Genomic DNA, 15305 nt, shown 5'->3' on the forward strand with positions numbered 1-15305 from the left:
ATCCGATGGTACACCGGATAGCCAACGGAGAAAACCGCGTGAGCTTCCGGTGCTAAGCGGGGTTGCCATGCGACGGATGTGCGGTAAGCTAGGGGCAATCGAACGGCCTGAAACCGGTTCCTCTTTTACCCTTTGCAAGGAGAACACATGAAGCAAATCGTTTATGTCGCCAGCCCGGAGAGCCAGCAGATCCACGTTTGGCAGTTGGACGATGCCGGCGCGCTGGCGCTGCTGCAAACCGTTGATGTGCCGGGCCAGGTGCAGCCGATGACCCTTCATCCGGACAAGACCCACCTGTACGTCGGCGTACGTCCGGCGTTCGGCATCGTCAGCTACCGCATCGAGGCGGACGGCACGCTGCAGCAGGCCGGCATGGCGCCGCTGCCGGGCAGCCCGACCCATATCTCCACCGATTTGCAGGGGCGTTACCTGTTCTCCGCCTCCTACAGCGGCAACTGCGCCAGCATCAGCCCGATCGGCCACGACGGCGTGGTGACGGCGCCTATTCAGCAGATCGACGGCCTGACCGCGCCGCACTCGGCGAACATCGATCCGACCAACCAGCTGGTGCTGGTGCCTTGCCTGAAAGAAGACCGCATCCGCCTGTTCAACCTGAGCCTGGCGGGCCAGCTGACGCCACACGCGCAGGAAGCGGTGGCGACCGCCGCCGGCGCCGGGCCGCGTCATATGGCGTTCCACCACAACGACAAGTTCGCTTACTGCGTCAATGAGCTGGACGGTACGGTGGACGTGCTGGCCATCTCGGAAAACGGCGGTCACTACACCGTGACGCAGACGCTGGACATCATGCAGGCCGACTTCGACGGCACCCGCTGGGCGGCGGACATTCATATCACGCCGAACGGCCGCTTCCTGTACACCAGCGATCGCACCGCCAGCATTCTGACCATCTTCAGCGTTTCCGAAGACGGCGGCACGCTGAGCGTGGTCGGCTATCACCCGACCGAAGCGCAGCCGCGCGGTTTCAATATCGATCACAGCGGCCGCTTCGTGATTTCGTCCGGCCAGAAGTCCGATCACATCGCGGTGCATGAGATTGATCAGCGCAGCGGTGAGCTGACCACGCTGGCGCGTTATCCGGTGGGCAAAGGCCCGATGTGGGTGAGCGTGCTGGCGAAGTAATTCGGCGGTCAGATGAGTATGGAAAAAGCGCGGTTCGGTTGAATCGCGCTTTTTTATTGGCGGGGGATCAGTTGAACGTCACCGTCAGCGTGGCGCTGCCGAGGCTGTGGAAATGGACGTTAAAGCCCACCAGCGCGCCGCTGGATCCCTCATCCACTTCGATACGCTCCACGTCCAGCGCATGCACGGTGAACTGGTAGCGGTGGCTCTCGCCCTCTGGCGGCGCCGCGCCGCCGTAGCCAGCCGAGCCGAAGTCGGTGCGGGTCTGCAGTGCGCCGGCGGGCAGCGGCGCTTTGCCGGAGCCCGCGCCCTGGGGCAGCTCGCGCACGTCGGCGGGAATGTTGGCCACGATCCAGTGCCACCAGCCGGAGCCGGTCGGGGCATCGGGATCGTAAACGGCGATTACGAAGCTCTTGGTGCCGGCCGGCACGCCGTCCCAGGCCAGGTGGGGCGACAGGTTATCGCCGTGGTAGCCCATGCCGTTGAAGACCTGCGCCTGCGGCAGCTTGCCGCCGTCCTGCAGATCGTTGCTGTACAAACGAAAAGCCATAGTGACTCCCAGTTGTCGGTAAACGCGGACCCTTAAGCTAGATCGTTTCGCCGTGACAATACAAGTGGGATTGCCATTCGCCAACGGCGGCGCGGATCGGTTACCATGGCCGCATCTTCCTTCCTACAGACCGCCGGATAGCCAAATAACGCCACCATGATCTCACTGAAAAAACGCACGCCGTGGTTCGGCTGGCTGCGCCGTTGGGCCAAAAGCATCAAGCGCGATATTTACGCGCTGTGGCTGGCCGCCCGTGATAAGCGCACCCCGTGGTACGCCAAACTGATCGCGCTGCTGGTGGCCGGCTATGCGATCTCGCCGATCGATCTGATCCCGGACTTCATTCCGGTGCTGGGCTATCTGGATGACGTCATCATCGTGCCGTTGGGCATCATGCTGGCGGTGCGCCTGATCCCCAAGCCGCTGATGGCCGAGCTGCGCGAGAAGGCGCAAAAGCGCGTCGATAACCCCACCGGCCGCATGGCGGCAGCGATGATCATTTTACTTTGGCTGCTGTGTCTGGGATTGCTGGCCCGCTATCTGGACCAGCATTGGTAAGGCATTAACGCGCGGCGGCGGCGACGGCGGCGGTCAGGCGGCTGAGCTGTTCCGCTTCGATGATGTAAGGCGGCATCAGGTAAATCAGCTTGCCGAACGGCCGGATCCACACCCCGCGTTCGACGAATCCGCGCTGCAGCTCGGCGACGTCCACCGGTTCACGCATCTCCACCACCCCAATCGCGCCCAGCACCCGCACGTCCGCCACCTTCGGCAGCGCCGCGAGCGGCAGCAGTTCCTGTTTCAGCTGGGCTTCGATGGCGCTCACCTGCGCCTGCCAGCGATTTTCCGCCAGCAGCGCCAGGCTGGCGTCCGCCACCGCGCAGGCCAGCGGGTTGCCCATAAAGGTTGGGCCGTGCATAAAGCAGCCGGCCGCGCCGTTGCTGATGGTCTCCGCCACGTGGCGGGTGGTCAGGGTGGCGGACAGCGTCATGTAGCCGCCGGTCAGCGCCTTGCCCAGGCAGAGAATATCCGGCACCACCTGTGCGTGCTCGCAGGCGAACAGCTTGCCGGTGCGGCCGAAGCCGGTGGCGATTTCGTCGGCGATCAGCAGCACCTGATGGCGATCGCACAGCTCGCGCACCCGCTTGAGGTAGGTCGGGTGGTAGATACGCATGCCGCCGGCGCCTTGCACCACCGGTTCCAGGATCACCGCCGCCACTTCACCGGCGTGCTGCTCCAGCAACGCGGCGAACGGCGCGATGTCCTCTTCGCGCCATTCCTCGTCGAAGCGGCACTGCGGCGCGGTGGCGAACAGGTGCGGCGCCAGGTAGCCCTGATAGAGGCTGTGCATCGAGTTGTCCGGATCGCAGACCGACATCGCGCCGAAGGTATCGCCGTGATAGCCGTGGCGCAGCGTCAGGATGCGCTGCCGCCGCTCACCGCGCGCCTGCCAGTACTGCAGCGCCATCTTCAACGACACTTCTACCGCCACCGAACCGGAATCCGCCAGGAACACGCACTGCAGCGCTTCCGGCGTCATCGCCACTAACCGGCGGCACAGCGAGATGGCGGCCGGATGGGTAATACCGCCGAACATCACGTGCGACATCTTCTCCAGCTGCCGGCTGGCGGCCTGATTCAGGTGCGGATGGTTGTAACCGTGGATCGCCGCCCACCAGGAGGACATACCGTCCACCAGACGCCGGCCGTCCGCCAGCTGCAGCTCGACGCCGCTGGCCGACTCGATCGGGTAACAGGGTAACGGGCGGCTCATGGAGGTGTAGGGGTGCCAGATATGACGTTGGTCAAACGCCAGGTCGGAAGCGGTGACAGACATACTTGTAAACCAAATTGAATTAAGATTGGTTGACAGTATATCCACAATATTTAAACTGGCGACACTTTTTCGTTTTGGAGACGCCATGATGGCCGATCGCATTCACTGGACAGTAGGGCAAGCCCAGGCCCTGTTTGATAAACCTCTGCTTGAACTGCTGTTCGAAGCGCAAACCGTACACCGCCAGCACTTTGACCCGCGTCAGGTGCAGGTCAGCACGCTGCTGTCGATCAAGACCGGCGCTTGCCCGGAAGACTGCAAATACTGCCCGCAAAGCTCGCGCTACAAGACCGGCCTGGAGTCGGAGCGGTTGATGCAGGTCGAACAGGTACTGGAATCGGCGCGCAAGGCCAAGGCGAACGGCTCGACCCGTTTTTGCATGGGCGCGGCGTGGAAGAACCCGCACGAGCGCGATATGCCTTATCTGCAGCAGATGGTGCAGGGCGTGAAAGCGATGGGCATGGAAACCTGCATGACGCTGGGCACGCTTGACGGCACTCAGGCCGAGCGGCTGGCGGAAGCCGGGTTGGATTATTACAACCATAACCTCGACACCTCGCCGGAGTTTTACGGCAGCATCATCACCACCCGCAGCTACCAGGAACGCCTGGATACGCTCGACAAAGTGCGCGACGCCGGCATCAAAGTATGCTCCGGCGGCATCGTCGGGCTGGGTGAAACGGTACGCGACCGCGCCGGGCTGCTGGTGCAGCTGGCCAACCTGCCGAAGCCGCCGGAGAGCGTGCCGATCAACATGTTGGTGAAGGTAAAAGGCACGCCGCTGGCGGATAACGACGACGTCGATCCGTTCGACTTTATCCGCACCATCGCGGTGGCGCGCATCATGATGCCGTCTTCTTATGTCCGCCTCTCCGCCGGCCGTGAACAGATGAACGAACAGACGCAGGCGATGTGCTTTATGGCCGGCGCCAACTCGATCTTCTACGGTTGCAAGCTGCTGACCACGCCGAACCCGGAAGAAGACAAGGATCTGCAGCTGTTCCGCAAGCTGGGGCTGAACCCGCAGCAGACCGCCACCGAACACGGCGACAACCAGCAACAGCAGGTGCTGGCTAAGCAGCTGCTGAACGCCGATACCGCCGAGTTTTACAACGCGGCGCCGTGATGAGCTGGCCACAACGCATCGAGCAGGCGCTGGCAGAGCGGCGCCTGAACGCCGCCTACCGTCGGCGACAGACCACCGAGGGCGGCAACGGCCGCCAGATCCGACTCGGCGATCGTCTCTACCTGAACTTCTCCGGCAACGACTACCTGGGGCTGAGCCAGGATGCGCGGGTGATCGCTGCCTGGCAGCAGGGCGCGCAGCGTTACGGCGTCGGCAGCGGCGGGTCGGGCCATGTCACCGGCTTTTGCGCAGCGCATCAGGCGCTGGAGGAGCAACTGGCGGCGTGGCTCGGCTATCCGCGCGCGCTGCTGTTCATCTCCGGTTACGCCGCCAACCAGGCGGTGCTGGCGGCGTTGATGCAGAAAGGCGATCGCATTTTAGCCGATCGCCTCAGCCACGCCTCGCTGCTGGAGGCGGCGGCGCAGTCGCCGGCCGAGCTGCGCCGCTTCCAGCACAATCAGCCGCAGGCGCTGGCGGATCTGCTGGCCAAACCCTGTGAAGGGCAGCGGTTGGCGGTGACCGAAGGGGTGTTCAGCATGGACGGCGACGGCGCACCGTTGGCGGAACTGCATCGCTTAACCCGCGCGGCGGGCGCCTGGCTGATGGTGGACGATGCCCACGGCGTCGGCGTGCGCGGCGAGCAAGGCCGCGGCAGCTGCTGGCAACAGGGCGTGCGCCCTGAACTGCTGGTGGCGACCTTCGGCAAGGCGTTCGGCGTCAGCGGCGCGGCGGTGCTGTGCGATGAGGCGACCGCCGAGTATCTGCTGCAGTTCGCCCGCCATCTGATTTACAGCACCGCGATGCCGCCGGCGCAGGCCTGCGCGCTGCAGGCGGCGCTGGCCTGCATTCGAGAGGGCGATGAACTGCGCGCCCGGCTGCAGGACAACATTCGGCGTTTCCGCCAGGGCGCGGCGCCGCTGGCGCTAACCCTGACGGATTCCGATACCGCCATCCAGCCGCTGCTGGTGGGGGACAATCAACGCGCGCTCGATCTGGCGACCCGCCTGCGCGAGCGCGGGCTGTGGGTGAGCGCCATCCGCCCACCGACGGTGCCGCCGGGCGGCGCGCGGCTGCGCATCACCCTGACGGCGGCGCATCAGCCGCAGGACATCGATCGCCTGCTGGAGGTATTGCATGACGTCAGCCAATGACGCGGTGAACAAACAGGCGGTCGCTTCGGCCTTCAGCCGCGCCGCCGGCAGCTACGACGCCGCCGCCGCGCTGCAGCGTGACGTTGGCGAGCGCTTACTGGGGATGGGGAGTGCCCATCCGGGCGAACGGCTGCTGGATGCCGGCTGCGGCACCGGCTATTTCAGCCGCCTGTGGCGCGAGCGCGGCAAGCAGGTGACCGCGCTCGATCTGGCGCCGGGCATGCTGGACGTCGCCCGTCAACGGCAGGCGGCGCACCATTATCTGCTGGGCGATATCGAACAGGTGCCGCTGCCCGATGCGGCGATGGACATCTGTTTCAGCAGCCTGGTGGTGCAATGGTGCAGCGATCTGCCCGCCGCGCTGGCGGAGCTGTATCGCGTGACCCGCCCCGGCGGCGCGATCCTGTTTTCCACGCTGGCGGCGGGCTCGCTGCAGGAACTGGGGGATGCCTGGCAACAGGTGGACGGCGAGCGCCACGTGAACGCCTTTCTGCCGCTGGCGCAGATCCGCGCCGCCTGTGCTGGCTATCGACACGAGCTGGTCACGGAGTTGCGCACCCTGAACTACCCGGACGTGATGACGCTGATGCGTTCGCTCAAGGGCATCGGGGCCACGCACCTGCATCAGGGGCGCGAGGGCGGCCTGATGTCGCGCGGCCGTCTCGCCGCGCTGCAGGCGGCTTACCCGTGCCGGCGGGGGCAGTTCCCGCTCAGCTATCATCTGGCTTATGGAGTGATTTATCGTGATTAAACGTTGGTTCGTAACCGGCACCGACACCGAAGTGGGGAAAACCGTCGCCAGCAGCGCCTTGCTGCAGGCCGCCAACCGGGCGGGCTACCGCAGCGCCGGGTATAAGCCGGTGGCTTCCGGCAGCGAGATGACCGCCGAGGGACTGCGCAACGGCGACGCGCTGGCGCTGCAGGCCAACAGCGGCGTGGCGCTCAGCTACGATGAAGTGAACCCTTACGTTTTTGCCGAACCCACCTCGCCGCATATCGTCAGCGCCGATGAAGGCCGGCCGATCGACACGGCGCGGCTGTCCGACGGCCTGCGCCGGCTGGAACAGCGCGCCGACTGGGTGCTGGTCGAGGGCGCGGGCGGGTGGTTTACCCCGCTGTCGGCGGAGTACACCTTCGCCGACTGGGTGCAGCAGGAGCAACTGCCGGTGATCCTGGTGGTGGGCATCAAACTGGGCTGCATCAACCACGCGGTGCTGACGGCGCAGGCGGTGCAGCAGGCCGGGCTGACGCTGGCCGGTTGGATCGCCAACGACGTGGCGCCGCCGGGGCGGCGGCATCAGGAATACCTGGCCACGCTGCGCCGCATGCTGCCGGCGCCGCTGCTGGGCGAAATCCCGCACCTGCCGCAGGCTGAGCGGGCGCCGCTGGGGCAGTATCTGGACATCAGCCTGCTATAAACTCTCAATGAGGGGGGCTTCGCTCCCTCATCCTTCTTCTTGCCCTGCCAACCCGGCGCCGATCAACGCCTCATCCAGCTGCGCCAGCGCGCCGTGCGCCACAGTGCGCCCGCTGTCCAACAGGCAGAAGCGATCCGCCACCCGGCGCACGAACGGCAGCTGATGCTCCACCAATAAAATGGTCATGCCCAGTTCGCGGTTGAGCCGGCGGATCACGTTGCCGATGTCGGCGGCGATCGAGGGGGGGACGCCCGCCGTCGGTTCGTCGAGGATCAGCAGCGCCGGCTCCTGAGCCAGCGCCCGACCGATAGCCAGCTGGCGCTGAGCGCCCACGCACAGATCGCCGGCGCGGCGCGCGCGCATCTGGCGCAAATGGGGAAACAGGCTGTAGATCAGCGGCGGAATGCGGCGAGGGGCGCCGCGCCCGGCCATTTGCGCCACCTGCAGATTCTCCTCCACGCTCAGCTGTGAAAAAAGCTGCCGCCCCTGGGGCACGTGGCTGATGCCCAGCGCGGCGCGGCGCTCCATCGGCTGCAGCAGCAGATTTTGCGGCGGCTGATCCGCCGGCTGCCAGGTCATGCTGCCGCTCACCACCGGCACATGCCCCATGATGCAGTTGACCAGCGTGGTCTTGCCCACGCCGTTGCGCCCGAGCAGCACGGTGCACTGGCCGCGCGGCAGCTCCAGGTTGATGTCCCACAGGGTGTGGTTCTGCCCGTAAAATTGATTGACCGATCTCAGGCTCAGCATTTGGCATTCTCCTCATAGACGCTCGTTTCACTCGTTGGCTGGGGCTGCAAAGGCCGCATGCGCGGCGAATTTCCCGAGTGTGGCAATGTCTGGAACAAAATGCCGTCCGTCCGAGGAGCCAGAGCCAGGTCTGCGGTGGACGGAATGACAGTCAATATGTCGTTAAAAACGACGCTTGTGACGACTTGGTGTCGTTCTTGCGTTTTTACGGGCGATAACGCCGCGGCGGTGAAACTCTGCGGCCGGCAGCGCATCATGCTGCCGCACCGCATTTATACGCAGGAAGATAAAGCAACTCCCAGGCCAATTTTTGCCGCCGGGTGAAAACGGGGGATTGTTATCGCCTTGTTAACCGCACGTCAGGCCTGACGCGCGCTGCCGTGACGGCCTGAAAATACGCGGGCAAGTTAACCCGGACGTTTTTTGCACTCTTGTGGTGCTGTTCGGTGTGGGCATGGTGCAAGGCATTGCGCCGCCGTCAAGAGCGATCCACGTGAAAGGAGCCAATGCGATTTTGGCAATGGGGATTTTTAGTATTAATCGGCATAAACAAAGCGATATTTTTATGAAAAAATAACTAAAAAAGGCATTTTGGCCAGTGTAAAGGGCGAAAAGCTTTCTTTCTGTAACTCCCGCCCCGGGCGGGGCGGTGAGAGTTATCCACTATTCCTGTGGATAACCTTGTGTATTAGATTTAGAAAAACGCTGTAAAGCGAGAGCGGACGCGGGTTCTGTTCGCTTTGCCCGCATTCTCGTCTTTTTATTAAAGTAATTAATTATCAATAATTTAATTAAAATCAAGACGCGAGGGTATTGATCAGGTCTCTATGTATGATTTTTCGACGCGGTGCTATCAATAAGTTAATTCGCGGCAAGTTCTGGGGATAAATCTGTTATTGACAATAAAAATGTCACCGGACTGTAACGCCACGGTGCAACGGCGTTGCCGCGGCATCGGGCGCAGCGACAAATCCGCTTGAAGCTGGTTTTATATCCAGTATCATGGGCACTGGCGCAAATCGCCGACACTTTCCATAATTAGGGGCCATGCCCGGCGCAGAGTCGGCTGGCCGCCTGAGCGCGCGCATCTCCACAGGGTAGCCGAGCAATGAGTAAACTTTTCAAACTGCATTCAGAGTTCAAACCGGCCGGCGATCAGCCGGAAGCCATCCGCAAGCTGGAAGAGGGGCTGGAAGACGGCCTGGCGCACCAGACGTTGCTGGGTGTCACCGGTTCGGGCAAGACATTCACCATCGCCAACGTGATAGCCGATCTGAATCGGCCGACCATGGTGCTGGCGCCGAACAAGACGCTGGCGGCGCAGCTGTACGGCGAGATGAAAGAGTTTTTCCCGGAGAATGCGGTGGAATACTTCGTCTCCTACTACGACTACTACCAGCCGGAAGCCTACGTGCCCAGCTCCGATACCTTCATTGAAAAAGACGCTTCGGTGAACGAGCACATCGAGCAGATGCGCCTTTCCGCCACCAAGGCGCTGCTGGAGCGGCGCGACGTGGTGGTGGTGGCGTCGGTGTCGGCGATCTACGGCCTGGGCGATCCGGATCTTTACCTGAAGATGATGCTGCACCTGACCCAGGGGATGATCATCGATCAGCGATCCATTTTGCGCCGGCTGGCGGAGCTGCAATATTCCCGCAACGATCAGGCCTTTCAGCGCGCTACCTTCCGCGTGCGCGGCGAGGTGATCGACATTTACCCGGCGGAGTCGGACGAGCTGGCGCTGCGCGTCGAGCTGTTCGACGAAGAAGTGGAGCGGCTGTCACTGTTCGATCCGCTGACCGGGCAGATCGAGCAAGTGGTGCCGCGCTTTACCATCTACCCGAAATCGCACTACGTGACGCCGCGTGAGCGGATCATGCAGGCGATGGAAGAGATCAAGGTCGATCTGGCGGACCGCCGCAAGGTGCTGCTGGCCAACAACAAGCTGCTGGAAGAGCAGCGCCTGACGCAGCGCACCCAGTTCGATCTGGAGATGATGAACGAGCTGGGCTACTGCTCGGGCATCGAAAACTACTCGCGCTACCTGTCCGGGCGCGCCGAGGGCGAGCCGCCGCCGACGCTGTTCGACTACCTGCCGGCGGACGGCCTGCTGGTGGTCGACGAATCCCACGTCACCATTCCGCAGATCGGCGCGATGTTCAAGGGCGACCGCGCGCGCAAGGAAACGCTGGTGGAGTACGGCTTCCGCCTGCCGTCGGCGCTGGACAACCGCCCGCTGCGCTTCGAGGAGTTCGAGGCGCTGGCGCCGCAGACCATCTATGTCTCCGCGACGCCGGGCAAATACGAGCTGGAGAAATCCGGCGGCGATCTGATCGATCAGGTGGTGCGGCCGACCGGGCTGCTGGATCCGATCGTGGAGGTGCGGCCGGTCGCCACCCAGGTGGACGATCTGCTCTCCGAGATCCGCAAGCGAGCGGCGATCAACGAGCGCGTGCTGGTGACCACCCTGACCAAACGCATGGCGGAAGACCTGACCGAGTACCTGGAAGAGCATGGCGAGCGCGTGCGGTACCTGCACTCGGACATCGATACCGTGGAACGGGTCGAAATCATCCGTGACCTGCGTCTGGGCGAGTTCGACGTGCTGGTGGGCATCAACCTGCTGCGTGAGGGGCTCGACATGCCTGAGGTGTCGCTGGTGGCGATTCTGGACGCCGACAAGGAAGGTTTCCTGCGTTCCGAGCGTTCGCTGATCCAGACCATCGGACGCGCGGCGCGTAACCTGAACGGCAAGGCGATCCTGTATGGCGATCGCATCACCGATTCGATGGCCAAGGCGATCGGTGAAACCGAGCGGCGCCGCGCCAAGCAGCAGGCCTACAACGAAGCCAACGGCATCGTGCCGCAGGGGCTGAACAAGAAGATCGGCGACATTCTGCAGATCGGCCAGCCGGTCAACCGCGCCAAGAGCAAAGGCAAGGGCAAGGCGGCGGACGGCGGCGCTTCGCTGCAGAACCTTACGCCGAAAGCGCTGGATCAGAAAATCCGCGATCTGGAAGCGCAGATGTACACCCACGCGCAAAACCTGGAGTTCGAGCAGGCGGCTGCGCTGCGCGACCAGATCCACCAGCTGCGCGAGCAGTTTATTGCGATTTCCTGACCGTTGGATGGCGCCCGCGCGGCGGGCGTCGAAATTCCTTGTCGGCCGCGTCAAAGCTGTTAAGGTGTGCGGCCCGATTTGACCACGAAGAGTACCGAACATGAGCCAACACCAGTCCAAAGACCCGCTGCACGGCGTGACGCTGGAGCAACTGCTGAATAAGCTGGTGGATCACTACGGTTGGTCCGAGCTGGGCGCACGCATTCGCATCAACTGCTTCCGCAGCGATCCGAGCATCAAGTCCAGCCTGAAGTTTTTGCGTCGCACGCCCTGGGCGCGCAAAGAGGTGGAAGATCTGTATATCGATATGGTCAGCCATCCCGCCCCAGCCAGCGATAATCCCTGGCTGCGCGGGCGAGACGGTTAAATTCGGTCAGCGGCGGGCGGCCAGCGCCACCAGCGCCCGATCCAGCGCCTGGCGCAGCAGCTGGCGATCGTGTCTGTAGGGGATGTCGCTCGCTTCCAGCGGCTGTTGAATCACCACCCGATCCTGCACTTCACTGGCGTCTACCGCCGGGCCGACGATCAGCGCATCGATCATCCGGCGGCCAATCTTCTCTTCCATCAGCGTCAGCTTATCCTGTAGCGACAGCGCCGCGGCGGCCACGCTCAGCTCGCGGCCGAGGTTGCCGATATAGATCATGCTGGCGCTGCTGCGGCGCAGCGCCTGGGTGAGATCGTCCAGCAGCAGCAGCGGCATCAGGCTGGTGAGGAAACTGCCCGGCCCGATCAGGATCACGTCGGCCTGCGCGATGGCGTCCAGCGCTTCGCGCGTGGCGCTGACCGGCGGCGACAGCATCAGCTCCTGCGGCATATGGGCCAGCTGATCGACATTCACTTCACCGTAAACGTGATTGCCTTCGTGATCGTGCGCCATCAAATCCACCGGCTGCTCCGACATCGGGATCAGCGCCGCGTCTACCTTCAGCAGGCTGCGCACCAGGTTGATCGCTTCCAGCGGGCGCACGCTCAGGTGATCCAGCGCTTTCAGCATCAGGTTGCCGAGGTTGTGGCCGGCCAGTTCGCCGTTGCCGCTGAAGCGGTATTCGAACATCGCCGAGGCGACGCTCGGTTCGGTGATCAGCTGGTTGAGACAGTTACGGGTATCGCCCCAGGCAATGCCGCCTTCCGAACGGCGGATGCGGCCGGTGGAACCGCCGTTGTCGGTGGTGGTGACGATGCCGGTCAGGCGAGAGCCTAAGGACGACAGGGCCGACATCACACGGCCCAGGCCGTGTCCGCCGCCTAACGCCACCACGCGGTCGAGATCGGCCAGGGTACGATTACGCATAAATTTCCTTACAAAGGGGCTGAACTGCCCGCATAAGGTAACGGATCCGGCATAAAAACGCGATATACCCGTCATCCTTGAAGTTGCCTCTGTGTTGGCTGCATTTAGTTACGTGGCCCGTCCATGGGCCACGCCCCTTCAGGGCCGCTGCAAGCAGCGTTCAAATCTGCTCCCGGCAGATTTGTCACCCCAGTCACTTACCTAAGTAAGCTCCTGGGGACTGATGGGCCTCGTCCTGAGGCCCCCCCTTCGGGCCAGCGCAAACGCTGTTCAAATCGGTTCCCGACCGATTTGTCCCGCTCTTGCCGTCGGGAGGCAACTCCAATTATTTAGGGCATAAAGAGTGTCATTTGCGTGATTCCGGTCAATTCGTCCGCGCAAGTGATGTTTATCATGGTTTACCAGAATACGCGGCGTCTAAAAACGCTGTATAGACAATTATATAGCGAATTTACGCGTTGGCTATCGTTGCCGATTAGCGCTAGAATTCTGCTGAAAACCACGGTTTCGTTCCGGCTACTCAAGGTAGCGGGAAGAGAAATCAAACTCCTAGCCCCTGCGCCTACGTTGTTCATCCGGAACGATATGGCGCCTGGGCCGTGGCGAAGTCAGCCACCAGGGTGCAGAGGGGAAACGCTCGCATCTCCCGACTTTGGAAAGGTGTTATGGTGCCGCAACTCATTGATGCTTATGAGCGCAAGTTCTATTACCTGCGCTTGTCGATCACCGACGTGTGCAACTTTCGTTGCACCTATTGTCTGCCCGACGGCTACAAGCCGAGCGGCAGCCCGAAAAGCTTCCTGTCGCTGGATGAAATCCGCCGCGTCAGCCGCGCGTTCGCCGAACTGGGCACCGAAAAGGTGCGCCTGACCGGCGGCGAGCCTTCGCTGCGCCGCGATTTTACCGAGATCATCGCCGCCGTGCGGGAAAACCCGGCCATTCGTACCCTGGCGGTCACCACCAACGGCTACCGTCTGGCGCGCGACGTCGCCGCCTGGCGTGACGCTGGTCTGACGGCGATTAACGTCAGCATCGACAGCCTGGATCCCCGCCAGTTTCACGCCATCACCGGTCAGGACAAGTTCCGCCAGGTGATGGACGGCATTGATGCCGCCTTCAGCGCCGGTTTCAGCAAGGTCAAGGTCAACGCGGTGCTGATGCGCGACGTTAACCACCAGCAGCTCGGCGCCTTTCTCGCCTGGATCAAGGACCGGCCGATCCAGCTGCGCTTTATCGAACTGATGGAAACCGGCGAGGGCGGCGAGCTGTTTCGCAAACACCACGTTTCCGGCGAAGTGATTCGCCTGCAGTTGGAGCAGCAGGGCTGGCAGCGCCAGGCACGCGGCCGCAGCGACGGCCCGGCGCAGGTGTTCAGCCACCCGGACTACCAGGGCGAGGTGGGGCTTATCATGCCGTATGAAAAAGACTTTTGCGCCAGCTGTAACCGGCTGCGCGTCTCTTCCATCGGCAATCTGCACCTGTGCCTGTTCGGCGAGCAGGGAGTGCCCCTGCGCGATCTGCTGGCGGACGACGGCCAGCTTGACGCGCTGAAGGCGCGCATCCAGAGCGGGCTGCTGAGCAAGAAGCAGACCCATTTCCTGCATCAGGGCAACAGCGGGATCACCCAGAACCTGTCGTTTATCGGCGGCTGACAGCCAATAGGAGCCTATTGAACCATGAGCCATGCGAGCAGCGAGTTTATTGCGGCGCATATCGCCATCCTGACCGTCTCCGACAGCCGCGGCGCGGCGGAAGACACCTCCGGCCACTATCTGCAGGAAGCGGCGCAGGAAGCCGGCCATCAGGTGGTGGATCGCGCCATCGTCAAAGATGACATTTACCAGATCCGCGCGCGGGTTTCCGCCTGGATCGCCGATGACAACGTGCAGGCGGTGCTGATCACCGGCGGCACCGGTTTTACCGCCCGCGACAACACGCCGGAAGCGCTGCTGCCGCTGTTCGACAGAGAGGTGGAAGGGTTCGGTGAACTGTTCCGCATGGTGTCGTACGAAGAGATCGGCACCGCGACGATCCAGTCGCGCGCGCTGGCCGGCCTGGCCAACCGCACGGTGATCTTCGCCATGCCGGGCTCCACCCGCGCCTGCCGCACCGCCTGGGAGCGGATTATCGAAGAGCAGTTGGACGCGCGCCATCGCCCGTGCAACTTCCAGCCCCACTTGAAGAAGCCCTGAGTCATGACACAGCTAACCCACATTAACGCCGCCGGCGAAGCCCATATGGTTGACGTTTCCGCCAAGGCCGAAACGGTGCGTGAAGCGCGCGCCGAAGCCTTCGTCGAGATGCTGCCCGCCACGCTGGCGATGATCGTCGACGGCAGCCATCACAAGGGCGACGTGTTCGCCACGGCGCGCATCGCCGGCATTCAGGCGGCCAAACGCACCTGGGAGCTGATCCCGCTGTGCCACCCGCTGATGCTGAGCAAGGTCGAAGTGCAGCTGGAGGCGCAAACGCAGCACAGCCGGGTGCGCATCGAAACCTGCTGCCGGCTGACCGGCAAAACCGGCGTCGAGATGGAGGCGCTGACCGCCGCCTCGGTGGCGGCATTGACCATTTATGACATGTGCAAAGCGGTACAGAAAGACATGGTGATCGGCCCGGTGCGCCTGCTGGCGAAAAGCGGCGGCAAATCCGGCGATTTTAAGGTGAACGTATGATCGATATTCTTTTCTTCGCGCAGGTGCGCGAACTGGTGGGCACCGGCGGCCTGTCGATGCCGGCGGATTACCCGACCGTCGAGGCGTTGCGCCAGGCGCTGTGCGCGCGCGGCGATCGCTGGGCGCTGGCGCTGGAGTCCGGCAAGCTGTTGGCGGCGGTCAATCAGTCGCTGGTGGCGGCGGACCATCCGCTGCGCGCCGGCGATGAAGTGGCCTTCTTCCCGCCGGTCACCGGGGGGTAAG

Annotated in this window: 17 protein-coding genes and 1 riboswitch; of the genes, 13 read left to right on the plus strand and 4 right to left on the minus strand. The window is 63.2% G+C overall.

Going from position 1 to position 15305, the window contains the following annotated elements:
- Nucleotides 1-147 precede the first annotated feature (147 nt).
- Entirely contained in the window at nt 148-1143 is a 996-nt protein-coding gene (gene pgl, locus ACJ8HH_RS02125; protein WP_060451380.1) for a 6-phosphogluconolactonase, read from the plus strand.
- Between the two features lie 67 nt (nt 1144-1210).
- On the opposite strand, the gene ACJ8HH_RS02130 is transcribed toward pgl, so the two are convergent.
- Nucleotides 1211-1693, minus strand: a complete 483-nt coding sequence (locus ACJ8HH_RS02130; protein ID WP_060420913.1) for a kinase inhibitor — start codon at nt 1691-1693, stop codon at nt 1211-1213.
- 156 nt (nt 1694-1849) lie between these two features.
- Here ACJ8HH_RS02130 and ACJ8HH_RS02135 point away from each other — a divergent pair, with 156 nt between their 5' ends.
- On the plus strand, nt 1850-2251 hold the full coding sequence (locus ACJ8HH_RS02135) for a YkvA family protein (RefSeq protein ID WP_038870940.1): 402 nt from the start codon (nt 1850-1852) through the stop codon (nt 2249-2251).
- A gap of 4 nt (nt 2252-2255) precedes the next feature.
- Here the strand turns inward: ACJ8HH_RS02135 and bioA are convergent, their stop codons facing one another.
- Nucleotides 2256-3530 (minus strand): adenosylmethionine--8-amino-7-oxononanoate transaminase, encoded by a 1275-nt coding sequence (gene bioA, locus ACJ8HH_RS02140; RefSeq protein ID WP_060440490.1) that lies wholly within the window; start codon nt 3528-3530, stop codon nt 2256-2258.
- 88 nt (nt 3531-3618) lie between these two features.
- On the opposite strand from bioA, the gene bioB reads away from it, so the two are divergent.
- Genes bioB through bioD form a run of 4 tightly spaced genes read left to right on the plus strand, consistent with a single transcriptional unit; the run spans nt 3619 to nt 7225 of the window.
- Entirely contained in the window at nt 3619-4656 is a 1038-nt protein-coding gene (gene bioB, locus ACJ8HH_RS02145) for a biotin synthase BioB (protein WP_031299723.1), read from the plus strand.
- Nucleotides 4656-5807, plus strand: a complete 1152-nt coding sequence (gene bioF / locus ACJ8HH_RS02150) for an 8-amino-7-oxononanoate synthase (RefSeq protein WP_060451381.1) — start codon at nt 4656-4658, stop codon at nt 5805-5807. Before bioB ends, bioF begins: the two co-directional genes overlap by 1 nt.
- A complete protein-coding gene (gene bioC / locus ACJ8HH_RS02155) occupies nt 5791-6558 on the plus strand; it encodes a malonyl-ACP O-methyltransferase BioC (RefSeq protein WP_033637500.1) in 768 nt (255 codons plus the stop codon). Before bioF ends, bioC begins: the two co-directional genes overlap by 17 nt.
- Nucleotides 6551-7225: a dethiobiotin synthase gene (gene bioD / locus ACJ8HH_RS02160; protein WP_033647119.1), complete on the plus strand. Its 675-nt coding sequence runs from the start codon at nt 6551-6553 to the stop codon at nt 7223-7225. The genes bioC and bioD overlap by 8 nt, the downstream gene beginning before the upstream one ends.
- A 27-nt stretch (nt 7226-7252) precedes the next feature.
- On the opposite strand, the gene ACJ8HH_RS02165 is transcribed toward bioD, so the two are convergent.
- Complete coding sequence (locus tag ACJ8HH_RS02165) at nt 7253-7975, minus strand: ATP-binding cassette domain-containing protein (protein WP_033647117.1); 723 nt, start codon at nt 7973-7975, stop codon at nt 7253-7255.
- Nucleotides 7976-8119: 144 nt separating this feature from the next.
- On the opposite strand from ACJ8HH_RS02165, the gene ACJ8HH_RS02170 reads away from it, so the two are divergent.
- From ACJ8HH_RS02170 to ACJ8HH_RS02180, 3 genes are all read left to right on the plus strand, one after another.
- Nucleotides 8120-8299 carry a hypothetical protein gene (locus ACJ8HH_RS02170; protein ID WP_126171671.1) on the plus strand — a complete coding sequence of 60 codons (180 nt, stop codon included), beginning with the start codon at nt 8120-8122 and terminating at the stop codon, nt 8297-8299.
- A gap of 784 nt (nt 8300-9083) precedes the next feature.
- On the plus strand, nt 9084-11096 hold the full coding sequence (uvrB, locus tag ACJ8HH_RS02175) for an excinuclease ABC subunit UvrB (RefSeq protein ID WP_033647115.1): 2013 nt from the start codon (nt 9084-9086) through the stop codon (nt 11094-11096).
- A 100-nt stretch (nt 11097-11196) separates the two neighbouring features.
- Nucleotides 11197-11463, plus strand: a complete 267-nt coding sequence (locus ACJ8HH_RS02180; protein WP_004939783.1) for a VF530 family DNA-binding protein — start codon at nt 11197-11199, stop codon at nt 11461-11463.
- 6 nt (nt 11464-11469) lie between these two features.
- On the opposite strand, the gene yvcK is transcribed toward ACJ8HH_RS02180, so the two are convergent.
- Nucleotides 11470-12387, minus strand: a complete 918-nt coding sequence (gene yvcK / locus ACJ8HH_RS02185; RefSeq protein WP_033637504.1) for a uridine diphosphate-N-acetylglucosamine-binding protein YvcK — start codon at nt 12385-12387, stop codon at nt 11470-11472.
- Nucleotides 12388-12921: 534 nt separating this feature from the next.
- A riboswitch (molybdenum cofactor riboswitch) is annotated at nt 12922-13066 on the plus strand.
- Here yvcK and moaA point away from each other — a divergent pair.
- From moaA to moaD, 4 genes are all read left to right on the plus strand, one after another.
- Nucleotides 13053-14039 carry a GTP 3',8-cyclase MoaA gene (moaA, locus tag ACJ8HH_RS02190; protein ID WP_016928681.1) on the plus strand — a complete coding sequence of 329 codons (987 nt, stop codon included), beginning with the start codon at nt 13053-13055 and terminating at the stop codon, nt 14037-14039. (Overlaps the previous riboswitch by 14 nt.)
- 24 nt (nt 14040-14063) lie before the next feature.
- The gene (gene moaB / locus ACJ8HH_RS02195; protein WP_033637505.1) at nt 14064-14579 is read left to right on the plus strand and encodes a molybdenum cofactor biosynthesis protein B; all 516 of its coding nucleotides are present in this window, start codon (nt 14064-14066) and stop codon (nt 14577-14579) included.
- Between the two features lie 3 nt (nt 14580-14582).
- Nucleotides 14583-15062, plus strand: a complete 480-nt coding sequence (moaC, locus tag ACJ8HH_RS02200; protein WP_033637506.1) for a cyclic pyranopterin monophosphate synthase MoaC — start codon at nt 14583-14585, stop codon at nt 15060-15062.
- Nucleotides 15059-15304, plus strand: a complete 246-nt coding sequence (gene moaD / locus ACJ8HH_RS02205) for a molybdopterin synthase sulfur carrier subunit (RefSeq protein ID WP_019453985.1) — start codon at nt 15059-15061, stop codon at nt 15302-15304. Before moaC ends, moaD begins: the two co-directional genes overlap by 4 nt.
- Nucleotide 15305 lies beyond the last annotated feature (1 nt).

It is taken from the genome of Serratia sp. CY32780 (assembly GCF_052169135.1).
Taxonomy (GTDB): Bacteria; Pseudomonadota; Gammaproteobacteria; order Enterobacterales; family Enterobacteriaceae; genus Serratia; species Serratia sarumanii.